A 16,686-nucleotide genomic window follows, 5' to 3' on the forward strand; every position below is an offset into this window, starting at 1 on the left:
ACACTGCGTATATCGGGCACGAAGCGGTCCGTCGTCATTGGGTGGCGGATGCCTTTCGGTACCGGTCACGATGTGCCGCTTGGGAGTGTCTCTTGAGTTACATGTGACGACAAAGGCAAATCGATCAAGTGCTTAGCGGAATGTTTTGATGTAATGCATCTGCCGGCTCCTCACCTCGCGGGGCCAAATGACCGATCGGCGGCAGCATCATTTCTCAAGACATTCAAATCTGTGCTTGCCACCGAGAATCAGGTTTTGTTAACGATTAACCATTAGCGTTTCACGTCTATGACGAGGGAGCGTCCGCCACGGGCCGGTGGTGGACGAACGGCGGGGGCTTGCCCGAACGCTGAATACGGCCGGCTGGGCTGGGGACCGACGATGCGGGTACTTCTGATCGAAGACGACAGCGCGACCGCGCAGAGCATCGAACTGATGCTCAAGTCGGAGAGCTTCAACACCTACACGACGGATCTCGGCGAGGAAGGAATCGACCTCGGCAAGCTCTACGACTACGATATCATCCTTCTCGACCTGAACCTTCCCGACATGTCGGGCTACGAGGTGCTGCGCAACCTGCGCGTGGCGAAGGTCAAGACGCCGATCCTGATCCTCTCCGGCATGGCCGGCATCGAGGACAAGGTGAAGGGCCTCGGCTTCGGAGCCGATGACTACCTCACCAAACCTTTCCATAAGGATGAGCTGGTCGCTCGCATTCACGCGATCGTCCGCCGCTCGAAGGGCCACGCCCAGTCGGTCATCACCACCGGTGATCTGATCGTGAATCTCGATCAGAAGACCGTCGAGGTGACCGGCAGCCGGGTCCATCTCACCGGCAAAGAATATCAGATGCTGGAGCTTCTCTCGCTGCGGAAGGGCACGACCCTGACGAAGGAGATGTTCCTCAACCACCTCTATGGCGGCATGGACGAGCCTGAGCTGAAGATCATCGACGTCTTCATCTGCAAGCTGCGCAAGAAGCTCGCCAACGCCTCCTCCGGCAAGAACTACATCGAGACCGTCTGGGGACGCGGCTACGTGCTGCGCGAGCCCAACGAAGGCGAAGAGCGCATCGCCGTCTGATCCTCCTCGCTTCGGAACTCGAAAAAGGCCTCGCGGGAGCGGGGCTTTTTTGTTGGGCGATGGCCAAACGAAGCGGGACATCGATCTCTGTGCGACGACACGCGGCGCGAGGACGCCCAGTGGCGTAGTGACCCCAACCCATATGTCAGGGGCGAGTGAGGTGTCAGAGGTGGTGAGGTTCGGCGGACGTATGCGGCTTCGCAGTCCCGTGGACGGACCTCGACGACTCAGGCTCGTCGACAAATGGTATGAGCGGGATTCGCGCAAGCGGGCACTGGTTTGGAGCCAGAGGTCCGGCCCCTCTTGAAAGGGCCAGACGAGAGGCGAGCGTTGTCGCGCCGATACGAATTTGCTCGGACGCTCTCTCCTGCGTCCCGGACCGGCCGGCAACGGCCGGCCGGCGATTACAGCCCGACCACTTTCCGCAGCGGAAGCGGCGGCTGCGTGGTCAGGCCCGGCCGTGCGGCGCTTGGCGCCTGGCCGTAGAGCCCGCGATGCTGCGGGTGCGGTACGAGCCGGTCGGTGAGACCGATGACCGTCTCGGCGGCGCCCAGAAGGACGACGCCGTCCGGGGTCAGGCTGGAACTGAGACGTCCCAAGACGTCGCCCTTCGTCGGCGCGTCGAAATAGATCAGCACGTTGCGGCAATAGATGATGTCGAACGTCCCGAGCGAATCGAATGGATGCAGCAGGTTCAGGGGGCGGAAATCCACCATCTGGCGCAGGCTCGCGGAGATCCGCCATTGCTCGCCCACCTGCTCGAAATGCTTCAGCAGGGATTGCACCGGCAGGCCACGCTGGACCTCGAAATGGCTGTAGAGGCCGGCCTTGGCCTTCTCCAGCACCTCGGTGGACAGGTCGGTGGCAACGATGTCCACCTGCCATCCGGCGAGGCGCGGCGCCGCGTCCTGGATCAGCATGGCCAGGGAATACGGCTCCTGGCCCGTGGAGGACGCCGCGCACCAGATCCGCAGGCGGCGCTGGGCCGCACGGCGGACCAGGGCTTCCGGCAGCAGCACGTCCCGGAACAGGTCGAAGGGGACGCGGTCGCGGAAGAAGAAGGTCTCGTTCGTGGTCATCGCCTCGACCACCGCGCGTTCCAGGCTCTGGTCGCGTGATGCCTTCAGCATGGTGACGAGATCGTGGAGGGTCGCGAGATTGAAGCGGCGGCAAACCGGCGTGAGCCGGCTTTCGATGAGGTAGCGCTTCTCGGCGCTGAGGGCGAGGCCCGAGCGCATCTTGAGGTAGCCGCGCAGGAAGTCGAACTCGAGGTCGGTCATGCGCCATGCCCCGTCAGGAGGTTGCGGAGTGCCGATCCGAGCTCACCGAGCGGCAGGACGGCCTGGGCGAGGCCCGCCTTTGCGACGCTGCCGGGCATGCCCCAGACGGTGCTGGTCGCCTCGTCCTGGGCGAGCACGGGCGCACCGGCATCCGTGAGGGAGCGCGCGCCGTTGGTCCCGTCCGATCCCATTCCGGTGAGGATCACGGCGAGGGCCGCCGCGCCGTAGAGGGCGGCGGCATCGTGGAACAGCACGTCCACCGCGGGCCGGCAGAAATTCACGACCGGTCCGTCGTCGAGCCGGATCGAGAGGTCGTTCCGGCTTCCCTGCAGGCCCATATGGCGGCCCCCCGGCGCCACGTAGATGCGGCCCGGCTGGATACGCTCGTCGGGCTTCCCTTCCGCGGCCGGCAGGCCGACTCTGGCACCGAGATGTTCGGCGAAGACTGCCGTGAAGACCGGGGGCATGTGCTGGACGATCAGCACCGGGAACTGGCGCAGGGTGGCGCTGCCGATCTTCTCCAGTACTTCGCCGACCGCGCGCGGGCCGCCCGTGGAGGAACCGATGAGGAGGCAGCGCGGCGGGATCCCGGTGCGGGCCTTCGGGCGTAGGACGAACGGCGTCGCCGGTCGTTGAGCCGGCGCCGGGGCGATGTGGACCGCTCCCACCGCAGCCGGAGCCGCATGCGGTCGTCGCCGGGCACGGGCGGCTCCGAACACGCGGACTCGCTCGATCAGTTCGACGCGGAACGTGTCCGAGGTGGTGACGCCGCGATTGCTCTCCGGCTTCGCGAGGTAGTCGACGGCGCCGAGGGCGAGACATCGCAGGGAGATGTCGGCGTTGCGCGTCGTCAGCGTCGACATCATGACGACCTGGACGCCCGGGCTCTTGGCGAGAATCAGAGGCAGGGCCTGCGTCCCGTCGAGTTCCGGCATGTCGATGTCGAGGAGCACCACGTCGGGATCGGTGCGCGCCATGGAGTCCAGTGCGATCCGGCCGTTGGAGGCGGTCGCCACCACCTCGAATCCCGCCTCGCCGATCCATCGGGCGACGAGGCCGCGAACGACAGCCGAATCGTCGGCGATCATGACGCGCACACGAGCGGCGTTGTTCGCGGTGCCTCCCGCGGAGGGAGCGAAGACTGGAACGGAGGCGGCAGCGGCCATGGAACTCTACGCTTCGTCGTGATGACGGGGATGATTCAGCGACGATCCTGCGAGACCAGAGACCCACGCCGCCTTCCGTGTCAGGCGGCGTCGGCCTCCTGGCCGAAACCCACCTGTTCGAGCTTGGCCGTGACGATGTCGCGGTCGAAGGGCTTCATGATGTACTCGTCGGCGCCGGCATGCAGGGCCCTGGCGATGGCGCCGACGTCGTTCTCCGTGGTGCAGAACAAAACCTTCGGCACCATCCCGCCGGGGGTCTGGCGCAGGGCACGGAGGAACTCGTAGCCGTCCATGGTCGGCATGTTCCAGTCGAGCAGGATCACGTCGGGCATCGCTTCGATGCAGGCCGTGAGGGCCTTGGCGCCGTCCTCGGCTTCACCGACCTTGAAATTCATGGTCTCGAGGATGCGCCGCGCGACCTTCCGGATGACGGCGGAATCGTCGACGACGAGACAGTTTTTCATGGGGCTGTCCTCGATCTCGAAGGTCAGGCGGCGCCAGCGATGTCGCGCTGCGTTCCGAAGGCGAGAAGCGCATCGACATCGAGGATGACGAGGAGCCGGCCATCGAGGCGGTGCACACCGAGGGAGAGATTCCGCCAGCGGGAATCGAGGTTGATCGGCACCGGCTCGTGCGTGTCGCCTCCCAGCTTCAGCACCTCGCCGACACCGTCGACCACGAGGGCGAAGGTTTCTCCGCCCTGCTCGAGCCCGATCGCCATCTTCTGGCTATCGTCGGCACGATCCGGGAGACCGAGACGGCGGCGCAGGCAAAGGGCCGTGACCACGCGTCCGCGCAGGTTGAGAAGACCGACGATCTCCGGCGGAGCCAGCGGTACGGGCGTCACCCCGGCGGGGATGAAGACGTCGTGAACCCGGTCGATGGCGAGGCCGAACATGGTGTCGGCGACGAAGACCGTGATGAAGTCGGTGATGGCGCCGTTCTCGACGCCCTTGTTGCTGTTGGCGGCCTGCATCATGGCTCAGATTGTCCGATCTCGTTCGAGGGCCAAGTTCAGGCGGCTTTGGGAAGGCTGACGATGTCGACTTCGCCGAGGGCCGAAATCAGCCCGCTGCGGTCGAACTTCGCCACCAGATCGAGGATCGAGAGGGAGCGAGCCCGTTCGATGGCGTCGACGCCGACAGTGCCGGAGAGGCCGATGACCGGTAGCTGGGAGAGACGCTCGTCACCCTTCCGCATGGCGGCGACTAGGTCGAAGCCGTTTCGGCCCGGCATTTCCAGGTCGCACACCACCACGTCGATACGACCGTTGGCCATCAGCGTGGTGAGGGCGGCTTCCGCGCTTCCGGCGGTGATCACGTTGTAGCCGGCGGCCTTCAGGACCGGGCTGAGCATGTCGCGGAAGAAGGCCGAATCGTCCACGAGAAGCAGCGTCGCATTGCGCTTCTCGGGCTTGTGCGCGCCCCGGGCCCAGTCGTCATAGGCCAGCGGAAGGAAGTGGGCGATGTTGATGATCTCGGTGGCGCGGCCGCGCAGGACCGCCGAACCGATGAGGTCCGAACGCTCGGCTGCGATCTCCACGTCGAGACGCTCCTCGACGATGTCGATGATCTCGTCGACCACGAGGCCCATGGCCCGTTCGCCGTCCGAGAATACCACCAGGGCCTGTGTCCCCTCGCTCCTGATCTCGATCGACTGATCGGCCGGGACCAGCGGCATGAGCCGGCCACGGTACTGGATCAGCGGGCGTCCGCCGACCCACTCGATCTTGCTCGCCTCGATTTCCTCGAGCCGTGTCACGAGCGAGAGCGGCACCGCCTTGAAGCTGCCTCCGCCGCCCTTGAACACCAGCAGCGTCGCCTTGGCGTCGGCGGCATCGGTCTCCTCCGGCTCGGCATCAACCGGGATGGCGCCCGTCTGCGTGCCCTGGCTGACCTGACGGGCGATACCGTTGGGATCGACGATCAGGACCACCGCGCCATCGCCGAGAATGGTGTTGCCGGCGAAGAGCGGCAGGTGGCGCAGCTTGGACGACATCGGCTTCACGACGATCTCTTCCGTGTGGAAGACTTCGTCCACCAGGATGCCGAAGCGCTGGCGACCGACCTGTGCGACCACCACGAAACCGGAATCGATGCTCTCGGCATTCTCCTTCTGACCCAGCACCCCGGTGAGGGTCACGATCGGCAGAAGGCGCTCGCGCAGGCGCAGCACCGGCGAGCCGTTGATGCGCTCCACCTTCTGGGCGGTGGCCTTGTCGACGCGCACGAGTTCCAGCACGGCCACCTGCGGCACGGCGTAGCGAAGGTCGCCGGCCTTGACGATGAGGGCGGCGATGATCGCCAGGGTCAGCGGGATCTTGATGGTGAAGGTGGTGCCGCGGCCGAGCTGCGTGTTGATGTCGATGACACCGCCGATCAGCTCGATATTGGTCTTCACCACATCCATGCCGACGCCGCGGCCGGAGACGGAAGTGACCGCCTTCGCGGTGGAGAAGCCGGGATGGAAGATGAACTTCGCCACCTGGGCGTCGGTCATCTTGTCGATGTCGCTCTGGCTCGCGACGTTGCGCTCCACGGCCTTGCGGCGGATGGCGGCGAGATCGAGGCCCTTGCCGTCATCGGCGATCTCGATCGTGATCGTGCCACCCTCGTGATAGGCGGCCAGACGGATCGTGCCGCGGGCAGGCTTGCCCGCCGCCTTCCGGTCGGCGGTGGATTCGATGCCGTGATCGGCCGAATTGCGCACCATGTGGGTGAGCGGGTCCTTGATGACCTCGAGCACCTGACGGTCGAGCTCGGTCTCGGCGCCGCTCATGATGAGCTCGATCTGCTTGCCGAGTTCCGACGAGAGGTCGCGAACCACGCGGGGCAGCTTCTGCCAGGCGTTGCCGATCGGCTGCATGCGCGTCTTCATGACGCCTTCCTGCAGCTCGGCCGTCACGTGGCTGAGGCGCTGCAGGGGGACCTTGTAGGTCGAGTCGTCGTGGCGGCGGGCGATCTCGAGGAGCTGGTTGCGGGTCAGCACCAGCTCGGACACCATCGTCATGAGGTGTTCGAGCGTGTCGACGTTGACGCGGATGCTCTGAACCTTCGAGGCTCCGCCCTCGGATTCTCCGGAGGGAGCGTCCGACCCGTTCTTCCGGTTGGCGCCCTTGGAGGACGAATCCTCGGCGAGCGACGCAGGTTCGAACTCGGGAGCTGTGAATTCCGGCTGCTTCGGTTCGGCCATGGCGACGGGTGCCGGCTCCAGGGGGAGCGGCTCCGACAGGTCGGGACCTTCGGCTTCGAGGAAGGCGCGCTCAAGATCGTCGAGGGAGACTTCGCCGGGCTTCAGCTCACGAACGACGGGGTCGGGGAGTTTCGTTTCGACCACCGGGGCCGGCGCTACGAACGGGGCGGCCGACATCGCATCGAGGGCGTTGATCAGGTCGTCGTCGTTGCCGGTCGGCTCGGTGCCGGTGATTTCGAGATCGCCGAGGATCTGCTTGAGCCTGTCCAGCGTCACGAGGATGAGACTGACGGCGGGGCTGCTCACCGGCATGCCGTCGCGGAACTGGCCCATCAGCGTCTCGGCCGCATGCGCCAGCGCTTCGAGGCGCGGCAGGCCGAGGAAGCCGCACGTCCCCTTGATCGTGTGGACGAGGCGGAAAATGTTTCGGAGGATCGTCTGGTTGTTGGGATCCTGCTCGAAGCGGACGAGCTCGGCGTCCACGGTATCGAGATGCTCTGCGCTCTCGGTCAGAAACTCACGCAGCAAGTCATCCATTAGAGGCACTCGGTCCAGACGCGCACTAGGTTTGTGCGAGTTCCACCTTGAGGCCGACAGGTTAGTGAAGAGTTTCGAGAGAGAGACAAATTCACAGGTCGCGGCAGGATTTGATCCAGCCTGCCGCGACGGTCGTTCCGGCGATCAGGCGAGCGACGTCTCGGGCGGCTCGCTGTCGGAGGGGCGCGTATCCTCCAGGGGGCGCCCGGCGGGTGCCGCAGCCGGTGCGACGGTGGCGGCCACCGGCTCGGCGCGGATCGTCACTTCGTCGCCCTCGATTCCGAAGCGGACGTTCATCGCGGCCGCGCGGGCCACGAGCCCAGCATAGAACGGCAGGATGCTGTGGGCGTCCACCGCGCCGTTCTCCGGCGTTCCCGCGATCAGATCCTCCACATGGGCGGGGATTCGGGCGTGCGACCCCTTCGATGTGATGACGATGGAGGGGGCCTCTCCGTCGCCGCTGACGACCACGTCGATCCGGCCGCCACGGGGAATGGTGGTGGTGGCGATCATCACGAGGTTAAGGAGGAGCTTGACCTTGTTCTTCGGATAGAGCGCCTGCGGTGCGCTCCAGGCCAGTTGGGTCTTCTCGTCGCCGAACATCCCGCGCGAGACTTTCTCGGCATCGGCCAGGTCGATCGACGCGCCCGCGGATCCGGCGGCGCCGAACGCGATGCGGGCGAATTGCAGCCGTGCCGAGGCCTGCTTCGCGCTCTTGCCGATCAGTTCGAGGGCGAATTCCCGCATCGAGGTGTCGCTCTCGTCTTCTAGGACTTCGAGCCCGTTCACGATGGCGCCGACCGGGCTGATGACGTCGTGGCAGACGCGCGAGCAAAGCAGCGCGGAGAGATCGAGGGAATCGAGATCGACGGGGGTCATCGTGCTCTCCGCACAGGGCAATGAAGGGGCCGCGGATGCGGCCGGTCCGTCGGCTTCGAGAGATGAAACCAACCGAGGGCGGCACCGATAGACGGCACAGGATGCTTTGAAAAGCGACGCGAGGAGTGCGTAGTCCGCTTCGGAGCCGACTCTAGAGTCGACAAGGCGCGGCTCGCAAGGCAAGACTTTCCTATGCCCCTCGATCCGCGGATGCGCGACAGCATCGCGACGACATTGACCGACATCGCCTGCGAAGCCGGCGACATCCTCCGACGACATCATGGTGGCGACTGCGCGCACGTGATCAAGCCGGACGGGACTCCGTCGAGCGTCGCCGACATCGCATCCGAAAAGCTGATCTTCGATGCCCTGAGGCAGCGCTACCCGACGATCCCCATCGTCTCCGAGGAATCCACTCACGACCTGCCGCCGGCCGACTTGTTCTTTCTGGTCGACCCTCTGGACGGCACGCGCGATTTTCTGGCCGGAAACCCGGATTACAGCGTCAATATCTGCCTGATCGAAGGGAACAGGCCGGTCGCATCGGCCGTGGCGGGTCCGGGCATCGGCCGCGTTTGGGGGGCCGGCGCCACGGCCTTCGAGGCGGTGATCCATCGCGGGCGACCGACGACGCGGAATGCGATCCGGGTCAGGAAGGTGCCGGAGGACGGACTCGTCGCCCTGGTCAGCCGGCGCCACGGCGATACCGAGACGGAGGCCTGCCTCGCGGGACTTCCCATCGGCCAGAGGCGCGGCGTCGCATCGGCCCTGAAATTCTGCCTCATCGCGTCCGGCGAGGCCGACATCTATGTGCGCTGCGGCCCGACCATGGAATGGGACACCGCCGCCGGAGACCATGTGCTGACCACCGCCGGCGGCTGCGTCATCGTGTCGTCGGGGCGTGAGATCACCTATGGCCATTACGGCATTTTCTACCGTAACGGCCCTTTCGCGGCCCTCGGAGATCCGAGCTATACGGGCCGCCTCGGCCTGCCCGATCGCGGGCCGAGCCTGAACACGGTCCGCCAGGGATCTGCCGCGCAGACAACGCCTCGGGTGTGAGAAAGCCTTCTCAGGGTGGCGCGCCATCCTCGGTGAGCTTGCGCAGGGCCGGCCATTTCTCTTCCGCCGCCGCGACGATGGCCGGTGACGCGACGACCCTCGAACGGTGTTCCCGATTGCGGAACAGGTAGAGACCCTCCCCCGCCGGACCGGCCAGGATCGCGAAGATCTGCGGGTCCGTGTCCACGATCCGGCCATCGAGCACCCCGATCGGATCGTAGCCGGACAGACGCGGCGCATAGGCGGAGGGCGCATCGCGGAAGGCCGCCAGGTTTCCCGGGCGCGAGAAACGCCAGGTCCGACCTTTCCAATCCCATTCGAAGGCCGGTTTGCCCGGTACCGGCTGTCCCTCGGGATCGAGGAAATAGCTGACCGCGTCGAACCCATCGAGGGCGATGAGTCCTGGCCGCGCGAAGGAGGCACGAGGTGCGACGAGGCACGATGCCAGTGCGATTCCTGCAAGGTTACGGCGCGTTAACCCTATCATGCGGTACTTCATGCTCTAATCGGCGCTACGCGGGCTCGTGCCTCCGCTTGTCCCGGCTCGGACAAATCCGGCCAGGAGAATGTCGGCGAACGGGACGGATGTCGAACCTTGTGATGGGCGAACATGGTGCTCCGGATGACAGATCCTTCGAACCCCCTCGCCGCATCGGGCGAGCCCTCGCCGCTGACAGCCCGGCGCCGCGCTCTCATCCTCGGTGCAGCCGCGGTCGCCCTGCTCATCGCGGCGCCCGTAGCTCCGGCCCTGGCCTTCGACGAGCCGCCCCCCGGACGGTTCCGGCCCGCCGAGATCGTGGATAACGGGCATAAGTTCTTCGGCTCGATGTCGCGGGGTCTCGCCCTCACCGTGGAAGAGGCGACCCGGCGCTGGGGCGAGCCCAACGGCTACATCCTCGGGCAGGAAGCGTCCGGCGCCATCGTCGGCGGCGTCCGCTACGGCGAAGGCACACTCTATACACGCAATGCCGGGCAGCGCCGGATCTACTGGCAGGGTCCGTCCATCGGGTTCGACCTCGGCGGCGACGGCGATCGCACGATGATGCTTCTCTACAACATGCCCTCGGTCTCCGGCCTCTACCGGCGTTTTGCCGGGGTCGACGGCTCCGCCTATTTCATCGGCGGGTTCGGGATGACCGCCGTGACGAATGACGGAATGGTGGTGGTGCCGATCAGGACCGGCGTCGGTGCGCGCCTGGGGATCAATGTCGGCTATCTGAAATTCACGTCGAAGCCGACCTGGAACCCCTTCTGATCCGACCCGACTCGTGGGCCTCGGCCGGCGGCGGTTCGTCTCTAACCCGTCAAAGGATTGGTCTCGCCTGGGGGAAATGGTCTAAAGACATGCGCGTCGCGGTTTTTCCGACCGCGCCAGGGGCTAGGAAGAGCATTCCCGCGTGATCGAAACCGTGATGATCTTCGCGCTCGGCTTCCTCGCGGCGAGCCTGTGCGCCCTCATGGTCCTGCCGGCCGTCAACGCCCGGGCGACCCGCCTGGCCAAGCGCCGGCTCGAAGGCCTCGTTCCCCTTTCTGCCTCCGAAATCGCCGCCGAGAAGGATTATCTGCGCGCGCGGTTCGCCGTCACCCAGCGCCGCCTCGAGCGGAAGGTGGAAGCGGCGCGCGCCAGCCGCCATGCGGATATGGCGGCCATCGGCGCGCGGACCCTTGAGATCGCCGCCCTGTCGCGGAACGTGGAGGAGCGGGATGCCGCCCTGGCATCGACGCGGGCGAACCTGGACGGAGTCGAGCGCGACCTCGCCACCGCCCGCGCGGAGGGAACCCTCAGCCTCGCCACGCTCGAAGTTCTCGAGAACGCCCATCGCGATCTCCTCGACGATCTCCACGCCCTGCGCGAGGCGCGAGCGGCGCAGGCTGACGCGCCAGCCGACGACGAGGCGGGGCAGGACCTACAGGAGCGCTACTCGGCGCTCCTCGCCGAATGTGAGGCCCTGCGCACGGCAAAGGCGTCTCCCGACGCTGAGATCGCCGCCCTTCGCCAGCGCATCGTCGAGGTGGCGGATTCGCTGCTGCGACAGAACCGGCTTCCGTCCGTCGATGTTTTCGCCATGCCGGGCTCGCAGGCCGGTTCGATTCCGGTGAAACAGACCGAACCCGTCTGATTTACCCGCGGGTGGAGAGAGGGCCGTTGCAGGCGGCCGGAGGAGTGGCGTAGAAGCCGCGTCTTCATGGGATGACCACCGGCGTGCCTTGTTTCGACCATGCAAAGGCATCATCGGGTTCGTTACATCCTCACTGTCTGAGACGGATCGCGTTCCCTATGACTTCCAAGATGACTTCGCTTGCCCTCGCACTCGTGACAGTGTCCGTGTTCTCGTCGGCGGCGGCCTTCGCCCAAGCCGCTCCCCAGACGAAGCGGGGCAACGAGACGCTCAAGAAGTATTGCACCGGCGATTACCTCACCTATTGCGGCAACCTCTCTCCCGACGATCCGGCGGTGGACAAGTGCTTCCAGACCAACTGGACCAAGCTGTCCGAGAATTGCCGCCGCGCTATCGACGCCTACGAGAAGACGGGCGGCAAGAAGGGCTGATCCCCTTCATTGAGGCCCCGGTGCCTCAGGCAGCACAAAGCGTGGCCGTTGCGCTCGCATCAGCGGGACGCAACGGCTATGATGCCGACGCCCGAGGCTCCGGACCCACGTTGATGTTGTTTCGTTCCCGACTGACGTTGCTCCTCGTTCTGGGCTGCGTGTCCCTGGCCGGCTCCGGCTGCGGCCGACGCGGTGCCCTGCAGGCCCCCGATACGCGGGCACCGGTGCAATCCTCCGGAGTCGGGCTCGGATCGTCCCCGGTGGCGGATTCCACCGCCGTGGCCGACGGCGACGATCTCGACCCCTCGGCGATTTCCGGCACGCCTCAGGCGATCAAGGAAGCGCCCGTGCAGACATCGAAGGGCGTCAAGCGCGGCTACACCATTCCCAAACAGCCCTTCATCCTCGATCCGCTGCTGTAGAGGATCGCCGGCGGGCCGACCGCCGCGCTCTCCTTTTCAAATCCGCGTTTCAGGATCCGCGTCCCAAGGCCCGTCGATGCACCATTTCCATTATCGCGACGGCCTGCTGGCGGCCGAGGATGTCGATCTGACCGGCCTGGCCGCGGAGGTCGGTACCCCGTTCTACTGCTACTCCACCGCGACGCTCGAGCGGCATTACCGCGTCTTCGCCGAGGCCTTCGCCGGGGACGACGCCCTCGTCTGCTACGCGATGAAGGCGAATTCGAACCAGGCGGTGCTCACCACGCTGGCGCGTCTCGGCGCGGGGATGGACATCGTCTCCGAGGGCGAGTTGCGCCGCGCCCTTGCCGCCGGCGTCGATCCGCAGCGGATCGTGTTCTCCGGCGTGGGCAAGACCCGCGAGGAGATGGCGGCGGCGCTGCATGCCGGCATCTACTGCTTCAACGTGGAGAGCGAGCCCGAGCTCGAAACCCTGTCCGAGGTGGCCTCTTCTCTTGGCGCGACCGCTCCGGTCTCCGTCCGGGTCAACCCGGACGTGGATGCCGGAACCCACGCCAAGATCTCCACCGGAAAATCCGAGAACAAGTTCGGCATCCCCATCGGGCGCGCGGCCGATGTCTATGCCCGCGCGGCGTCGCTGCCGGGGATCGCGGTGTCCGGCGTCGACATGCATATCGGCAGTCAGATCACCGATCTCGCGCCCTTCGCCCATGCGGCCGGGCTGTTGGCGGAACTGGCGCGCAGCCTGATGGCGCAGGGTCACCCCCTGCATCACATCGACTTCGGCGGTGGCCTCGGCATTCCCTATCGCGAGGACAACGCCCCTCCCCCGGAGCCCGCCGCCCTGGCGGAGATCCTGCGCCCTCACTATCGGTCCCTCGGCCTGCGCCCTGTCTTCGAGATCGGCCGCATGATCGCCGGCAATGCCGGCATCCTGGTCACCCGCGTCCTCTACGTGAAGCGCACGGAGGGCCGGACCTTCGTCATCGTCGACGCGGCGATGAACGACCTCATCCGCCCGACGCTCTACGAGGCCTACCACGCCCTCCGTCCGGTCATCGAGCCCGGTGCCGACGCCCCACGCCTCGTCGCCGATGTGGTCGGACCGGTCTGCGAGAGCGGCGATTACATCGCGCTGGGCCGCGACATTCCCGATGTCGCACCGGGCGACCTCGTCGCCGTGATGACGGCGGGCGCCTACGGGGCTGTCCAGGCCGGAACCTACAATACGCGCCGCCTCGTGGCCGAGGTTCTGGTGAGCGGCGACCGTGCGGCCATCGTCCGGCCGCGCCAGACCTACGACGACCTCATCGGCCTCGACCGCGTGCCCGACTGGCTGCGGTCGGAATAGCCGCGCGCCCGCGATGCGGGTGGGCCGATTTGACCCGATCGCCGTGCGCCGCCACCATGCTAGGCTGACAGCGCGGGATGCGGCGAGCACTCACCGCCTCGGGAGCCCAGCAGAATGGACGAGGCCGACGCGACGACCTCCGGTGCGAGCCAGATGACGACCCCGAAGCCGCCGGCCGCGCGAAGCCGGCTCGATCGGCTCGTGTCGCGATCGCAGGCCGCCGGGCTGTGGGAGCGGGCATGGCCCCTGCTCTGGCGGGGGCTCGCCGTGATCCTCGCCTTCCTGGCGGTCTCATGGCTGGGGCTCTGGCTCGATCTGCCACCGATCTGGCGGATCTCGGGGCTTTCCGCTTTCGCCGTCGCACTCCTCGCCGCGCTGGTTCCCTTGATCCGGCTTTCCCGCCCGAGCCGCCGGGATGCCCTCGCGCGGCTCGACCGCGATGCCGCTGCGGGCAATTCCAGCCTGTCCCACAATCCCGCTTCCGCCATCGAGGATACGCTCGCCGTCGGGACGACAGATCCGGCGACACAGGCTCTCTGGGCCCTGCACCAGCGCCGTGCGGCCGAGGCGGTGGCACGATTGAACGTCGGCCTACCGCGTCCGGGTATGCCGCGCCGAGACCCCTTCGCCCTGCGTGCGGGGCTCGTCGTGGCGGCGGTCGCCAGCCTGTTCGTCGCCGGCCCGGAATGGCGCCAGCGCATCGGCAGCGCCTTCGACTGGCACGAGGCCGCCGGCCCTGCACCGAGCTTTCGGGTGGATGCCTGGATCGATCCGCCGCTCTACACCCGGCTTCCGCCCCTCGTCGTCACCATGAACGGCACCGAGCAGCGCCTGCGCGCACCGGTGAACGCGACGCTGATCGTCCGGATCGCCGGCCAGGGCGATGTCGTGCTGACCCCGAATGCCGGTTTCAAGCCAATGCCTGGCAAGGAAGCGCGTCCGGACCTCCGTGAGGACCGCTTCCAGCTCGTCGGTGGCACCGCCGATCTCGTCATCGCCGCGGGCTCGGCGCCCACGCAGCATCTCATCGTCGAGACCATCCCCGATCTCGCCCCGGAAGTCAGGCGTATCGGCGGCCTGGAGGTGAATGCACGCGGTACCTTCAACCTGACCTACCGAGCCAAGGACGATTACGGCATTGGCTCGGCCGACGGGATCATCGAGCCCCTGGCCGGCGCGCGCTCCCTGGTTCCGGTGCCGAAGATGCCACTCGCCCTGCCTTCCGATGTGAGCGGGGACACCGACACGAAGACGCTGGTGGATCTGACCGACAACCCATGGTCCGGCGCGCGTGTCCGCCTCACCCTCGTGGTCAAGGACGAGGCCGGCCAGGAGGGGCGGACCGAGACGGCGGAGATCACGTTGCCGGCGCGGCCGTTCCGCGAGCCTCTGGCGCGCGCCTTGGCAGAAGAGCGCCGACGCCTCGTCACCGCTCCCGACGAAAGTCGGCGCCGGGTGCAGACCGCCCTCGACGCGCTGATGATCGCGCCGGACCAGTTCACACCGCAGCCGTCGATCTTCCTCGGGCTGCGCACCGCATCCCGCCGGCTCAAAGCTGCGCGGACCGACGAAGCCCTCGTCGAGGTCGCCGACCTGTTGTGGGAGATGGCGCTCAAGATCGAGGACGGCGATCTGTCCGACGCGGAGAAGAGCCTGCGCGCCGCACAGGACAAGCTGAAGGACGCCATCGAGCGCAACGCGCCGGACGAGGAGATCAAGAAGCTGACGGAGGACCTGAAACAGGCCCTCGACAAGTTCATGAAGCAGATGGCCGAGCGCCAGCAGAAGCAGCCTCAGCAGCAGGGCGAGAAGGGCAAGTCGCAGCAGAACGCCAAGACCGTCACTCCGGACGATCTGAACAAGATGCTGAAGGACATGGAAGAGGCGATGAAGCGCGGCGACACCGCCGAGGCGCAACGCCTGCTCGAAGAGCTTCGCAGCATCCTCGAAAATCTTCAGACAGCCGAGCCGGGAGCTAAATCCGACCCGAATGGCCGTGAGATGAGCAAGCAGGCCGAGGAACTCGACAAGATGTCCCGCGAGCAGCAGGCGCTCCGCGACGAGACTTTCAAGGACGGCCAGAACAAGCGCGGCCAGCAGCCCGGGCAGAAGCAGGGCCAGAAGCCCCAGCGCGGCCAGCAGGGGCAGCAGCAGAATGGCGATCAGGGCCAGCAGGGCGGAGAGCAAGGGCAGCAAGGCCAAAAGGGTCAGAAGGGCCAGAAAGGCGAGCAGGGCCAGGGCGGCGCCGGCGAACGCCAGCAGGCCCTGCGCCAGCGGCTCGAGGATCTGCAGAAGCGGATGAAGGAGCTCGGGATGCAGGGCGAGGAAGGCCTCGCCGACGCCGAGGAGGCGATGCGCGACGCCGAAGGCGCCCTCGGCGAGGGCAAGGAAGGCGATGCCGTCGACGCTCAGGGCCGCGCCCTCGATGGCCTCAAGCGCGGGGCCGACGGGATGCAGAAGCAGATGGAGGAGATGGCCCAGGGCGAGGGTGAAGGCGAGGGCGAGCAGGAGGGCGGCGAGAACCCCAGTCAGCAGGGGCAGGCCGGCAATCGCGACGACGATCCGCTCGGCCGTCCCACGAAGGGCCGCGACCTCTCCGACGGACGTGGCAAGGTTCCGACCGCCGACGAATCCGCGGTCCAGCGCACGCGCCGGATCATGGAGGAGTTGCGCCGCAAGCTCGGCGATCCGAGCCGGCCGAGAGAAGAGCTCGACTATTTCGAGCGACTGCTCCGGCGAAACTGAGGAGCGCATCCGTTCATCGGGTGCGATGCCCTGCCCTATGGGCTAGGGTAGCATCGGAGCCATATGGGCTTCGTCCCCGCGTTCCGAGCCCGAGCCGTCATGTCCTCCAACTCCCTCGTCCTCGTCGCCTGTCTCGCCGTGGCCGTCGTGCTGTTGCTCGGCCTCGTCAACATGATGCGCGGCGGCAGCGCCAACACGTCCCAACGCCTCATGCGTCTGCGCGTATTGCTGCAGTTTGTGGCGATCGTCTTCATCATGGGCGTGGTGTGGTGGCGCTCCGCCTGAGCCACGATCACATCTCGGTGAGTGTGGCGGACGGGCCTCACACGCGATCTAACACGATGACGAGGCGGGATTACTGAGCCGTCGGACTGCCGCCAGCGTATTTCCGCGTGGTAGGAAGGTTCCGTTCACTTTG

The 16,686-nt window shown here is 66.6% G+C and carries 16 protein-coding genes; 9 read left to right on the forward strand and 7 right to left on the reverse strand.

Features of this window, described 5'->3' with window-relative positions; genetic code table 11:
* Positions 1-381 precede the first annotated feature (381 nt).
* The gene (locus FV220_RS00445; protein WP_018042682.1) at positions 382-1,083 is read left to right on the forward strand and encodes a response regulator transcription factor CtrA; all 702 of its coding nucleotides are present in this window, start codon (positions 382-384) and stop codon (positions 1,081-1,083) included.
* A gap of 404 nt (positions 1,084-1,487) precedes the next feature.
* Here the strand turns inward: FV220_RS00445 and FV220_RS00450 are convergent, their stop codons facing one another.
* The 6 genes from FV220_RS00450 to FV220_RS00475 form a co-directional block, all read right to left on the reverse strand.
* On the reverse strand, positions 1,488-2,363 hold the full coding sequence (locus FV220_RS00450; RefSeq protein WP_147828977.1) for a protein-glutamate O-methyltransferase CheR: 876 nt from the start codon (positions 2,361-2,363) through the stop codon (positions 1,488-1,490).
* Positions 2,360-3,529, reverse strand: coding sequence for a chemotaxis-specific protein-glutamate methyltransferase CheB (cheB, locus tag FV220_RS00455; RefSeq protein ID WP_018042679.1), 1,170 nt, complete (start codon positions 3,527-3,529; stop codon positions 2,360-2,362). The genes FV220_RS00450 and cheB overlap by 4 nt, the downstream gene beginning before the upstream one ends.
* Positions 3,530-3,609: 80 nt before the next feature.
* Entirely contained in the window at positions 3,610-3,993 is a 384-nt protein-coding gene (locus FV220_RS00460; RefSeq protein ID WP_018042678.1) for a response regulator, read from the reverse strand.
* Between the two features lie 23 nt (positions 3,994-4,016).
* The gene (locus tag FV220_RS00465) at positions 4,017-4,505 is read right to left on the reverse strand and encodes a chemotaxis protein CheW (protein WP_026175731.1); all 489 of its coding nucleotides are present in this window, start codon (positions 4,503-4,505) and stop codon (positions 4,017-4,019) included.
* Positions 4,506-4,543: 38 nt separating this feature from the next.
* Positions 4,544-7,258, reverse strand: coding sequence for a hybrid sensor histidine kinase/response regulator (locus tag FV220_RS00470; RefSeq protein WP_147828979.1), 2,715 nt, complete (start codon positions 7,256-7,258; stop codon positions 4,544-4,546).
* 144 nt (positions 7,259-7,402) lie between these two features.
* Positions 7,403-8,137 (reverse strand): histidine phosphotransferase family protein, encoded by a 735-nt coding sequence (locus tag FV220_RS00475; protein WP_147828981.1) that lies wholly within the window; start codon positions 8,135-8,137, stop codon positions 7,403-7,405.
* Between the two features lie 192 nt (positions 8,138-8,329).
* Between FV220_RS00475 and FV220_RS00480 the strand changes: the two genes are divergently transcribed.
* Positions 8,330-9,199 carry a 3'(2'),5'-bisphosphate nucleotidase CysQ gene (locus FV220_RS00480; protein WP_147828983.1) on the forward strand — a complete coding sequence of 290 codons (870 nt, stop codon included), beginning with the start codon at positions 8,330-8,332 and terminating at the stop codon, positions 9,197-9,199.
* 10 nt (positions 9,200-9,209) lie between these two features.
* Here FV220_RS00480 and FV220_RS00485 read toward each other — a convergent pair whose 3' ends face one another.
* Complete coding sequence (locus tag FV220_RS00485) at positions 9,210-9,686, reverse strand: YHS domain-containing (seleno)protein (RefSeq protein WP_244973542.1); 477 nt, start codon at positions 9,684-9,686, stop codon at positions 9,210-9,212.
* Between the two features lie 135 nt (positions 9,687-9,821).
* Between FV220_RS00485 and FV220_RS00490 the strand changes: the two genes are divergently transcribed.
* From FV220_RS00490 to FV220_RS00520, 7 genes are all read left to right on the forward strand, one after another.
* Positions 9,822-10,454: a DUF1134 domain-containing protein gene (locus tag FV220_RS00490; protein WP_187273285.1), complete on the forward strand. Its 633-nt coding sequence runs from the start codon at positions 9,822-9,824 to the stop codon at positions 10,452-10,454.
* Between the two features lie 142 nt (positions 10,455-10,596).
* Positions 10,597-11,319, forward strand: coding sequence for a hypothetical protein (locus FV220_RS00495; RefSeq protein ID WP_147828989.1), 723 nt, complete (start codon positions 10,597-10,599; stop codon positions 11,317-11,319).
* 158 nt (positions 11,320-11,477) lie between these two features.
* A complete protein-coding gene (locus tag FV220_RS00500; RefSeq protein WP_018042670.1) occupies positions 11,478-11,750 on the forward strand; it encodes a hypothetical protein in 273 nt (90 codons plus the stop codon).
* A gap of 113 nt (positions 11,751-11,863) precedes the next feature.
* Entirely contained in the window at positions 11,864-12,172 is a 309-nt protein-coding gene (locus FV220_RS00505; protein ID WP_018042669.1) for a hypothetical protein, read from the forward strand.
* Positions 12,173-12,248: 76 nt separating this feature from the next.
* Complete coding sequence (lysA, locus tag FV220_RS00510) at positions 12,249-13,523, forward strand: diaminopimelate decarboxylase (RefSeq protein WP_056144296.1); 1,275 nt, start codon at positions 12,249-12,251, stop codon at positions 13,521-13,523.
* Positions 13,524-13,637: 114 nt separating this feature from the next.
* The gene (locus tag FV220_RS00515) at positions 13,638-16,268 is read left to right on the forward strand and encodes a TIGR02302 family protein (protein ID WP_187273286.1); all 2,631 of its coding nucleotides are present in this window, start codon (positions 13,638-13,640) and stop codon (positions 16,266-16,268) included.
* A gap of 99 nt (positions 16,269-16,367) precedes the next feature.
* A complete protein-coding gene (locus FV220_RS00520) occupies positions 16,368-16,553 on the forward strand; it encodes a twin transmembrane helix small protein (protein WP_018042666.1) in 186 nt (61 codons plus the stop codon).
* The last annotated feature ends 133 nt before the right edge of the window (positions 16,554-16,686 follow it).

It is taken from the genome of Methylobacterium sp. WL19 (genome assembly GCF_008040005.1).
GTDB lineage: Bacteria > Pseudomonadota > Alphaproteobacteria > Rhizobiales > Beijerinckiaceae > Methylobacterium > Methylobacterium bullatum.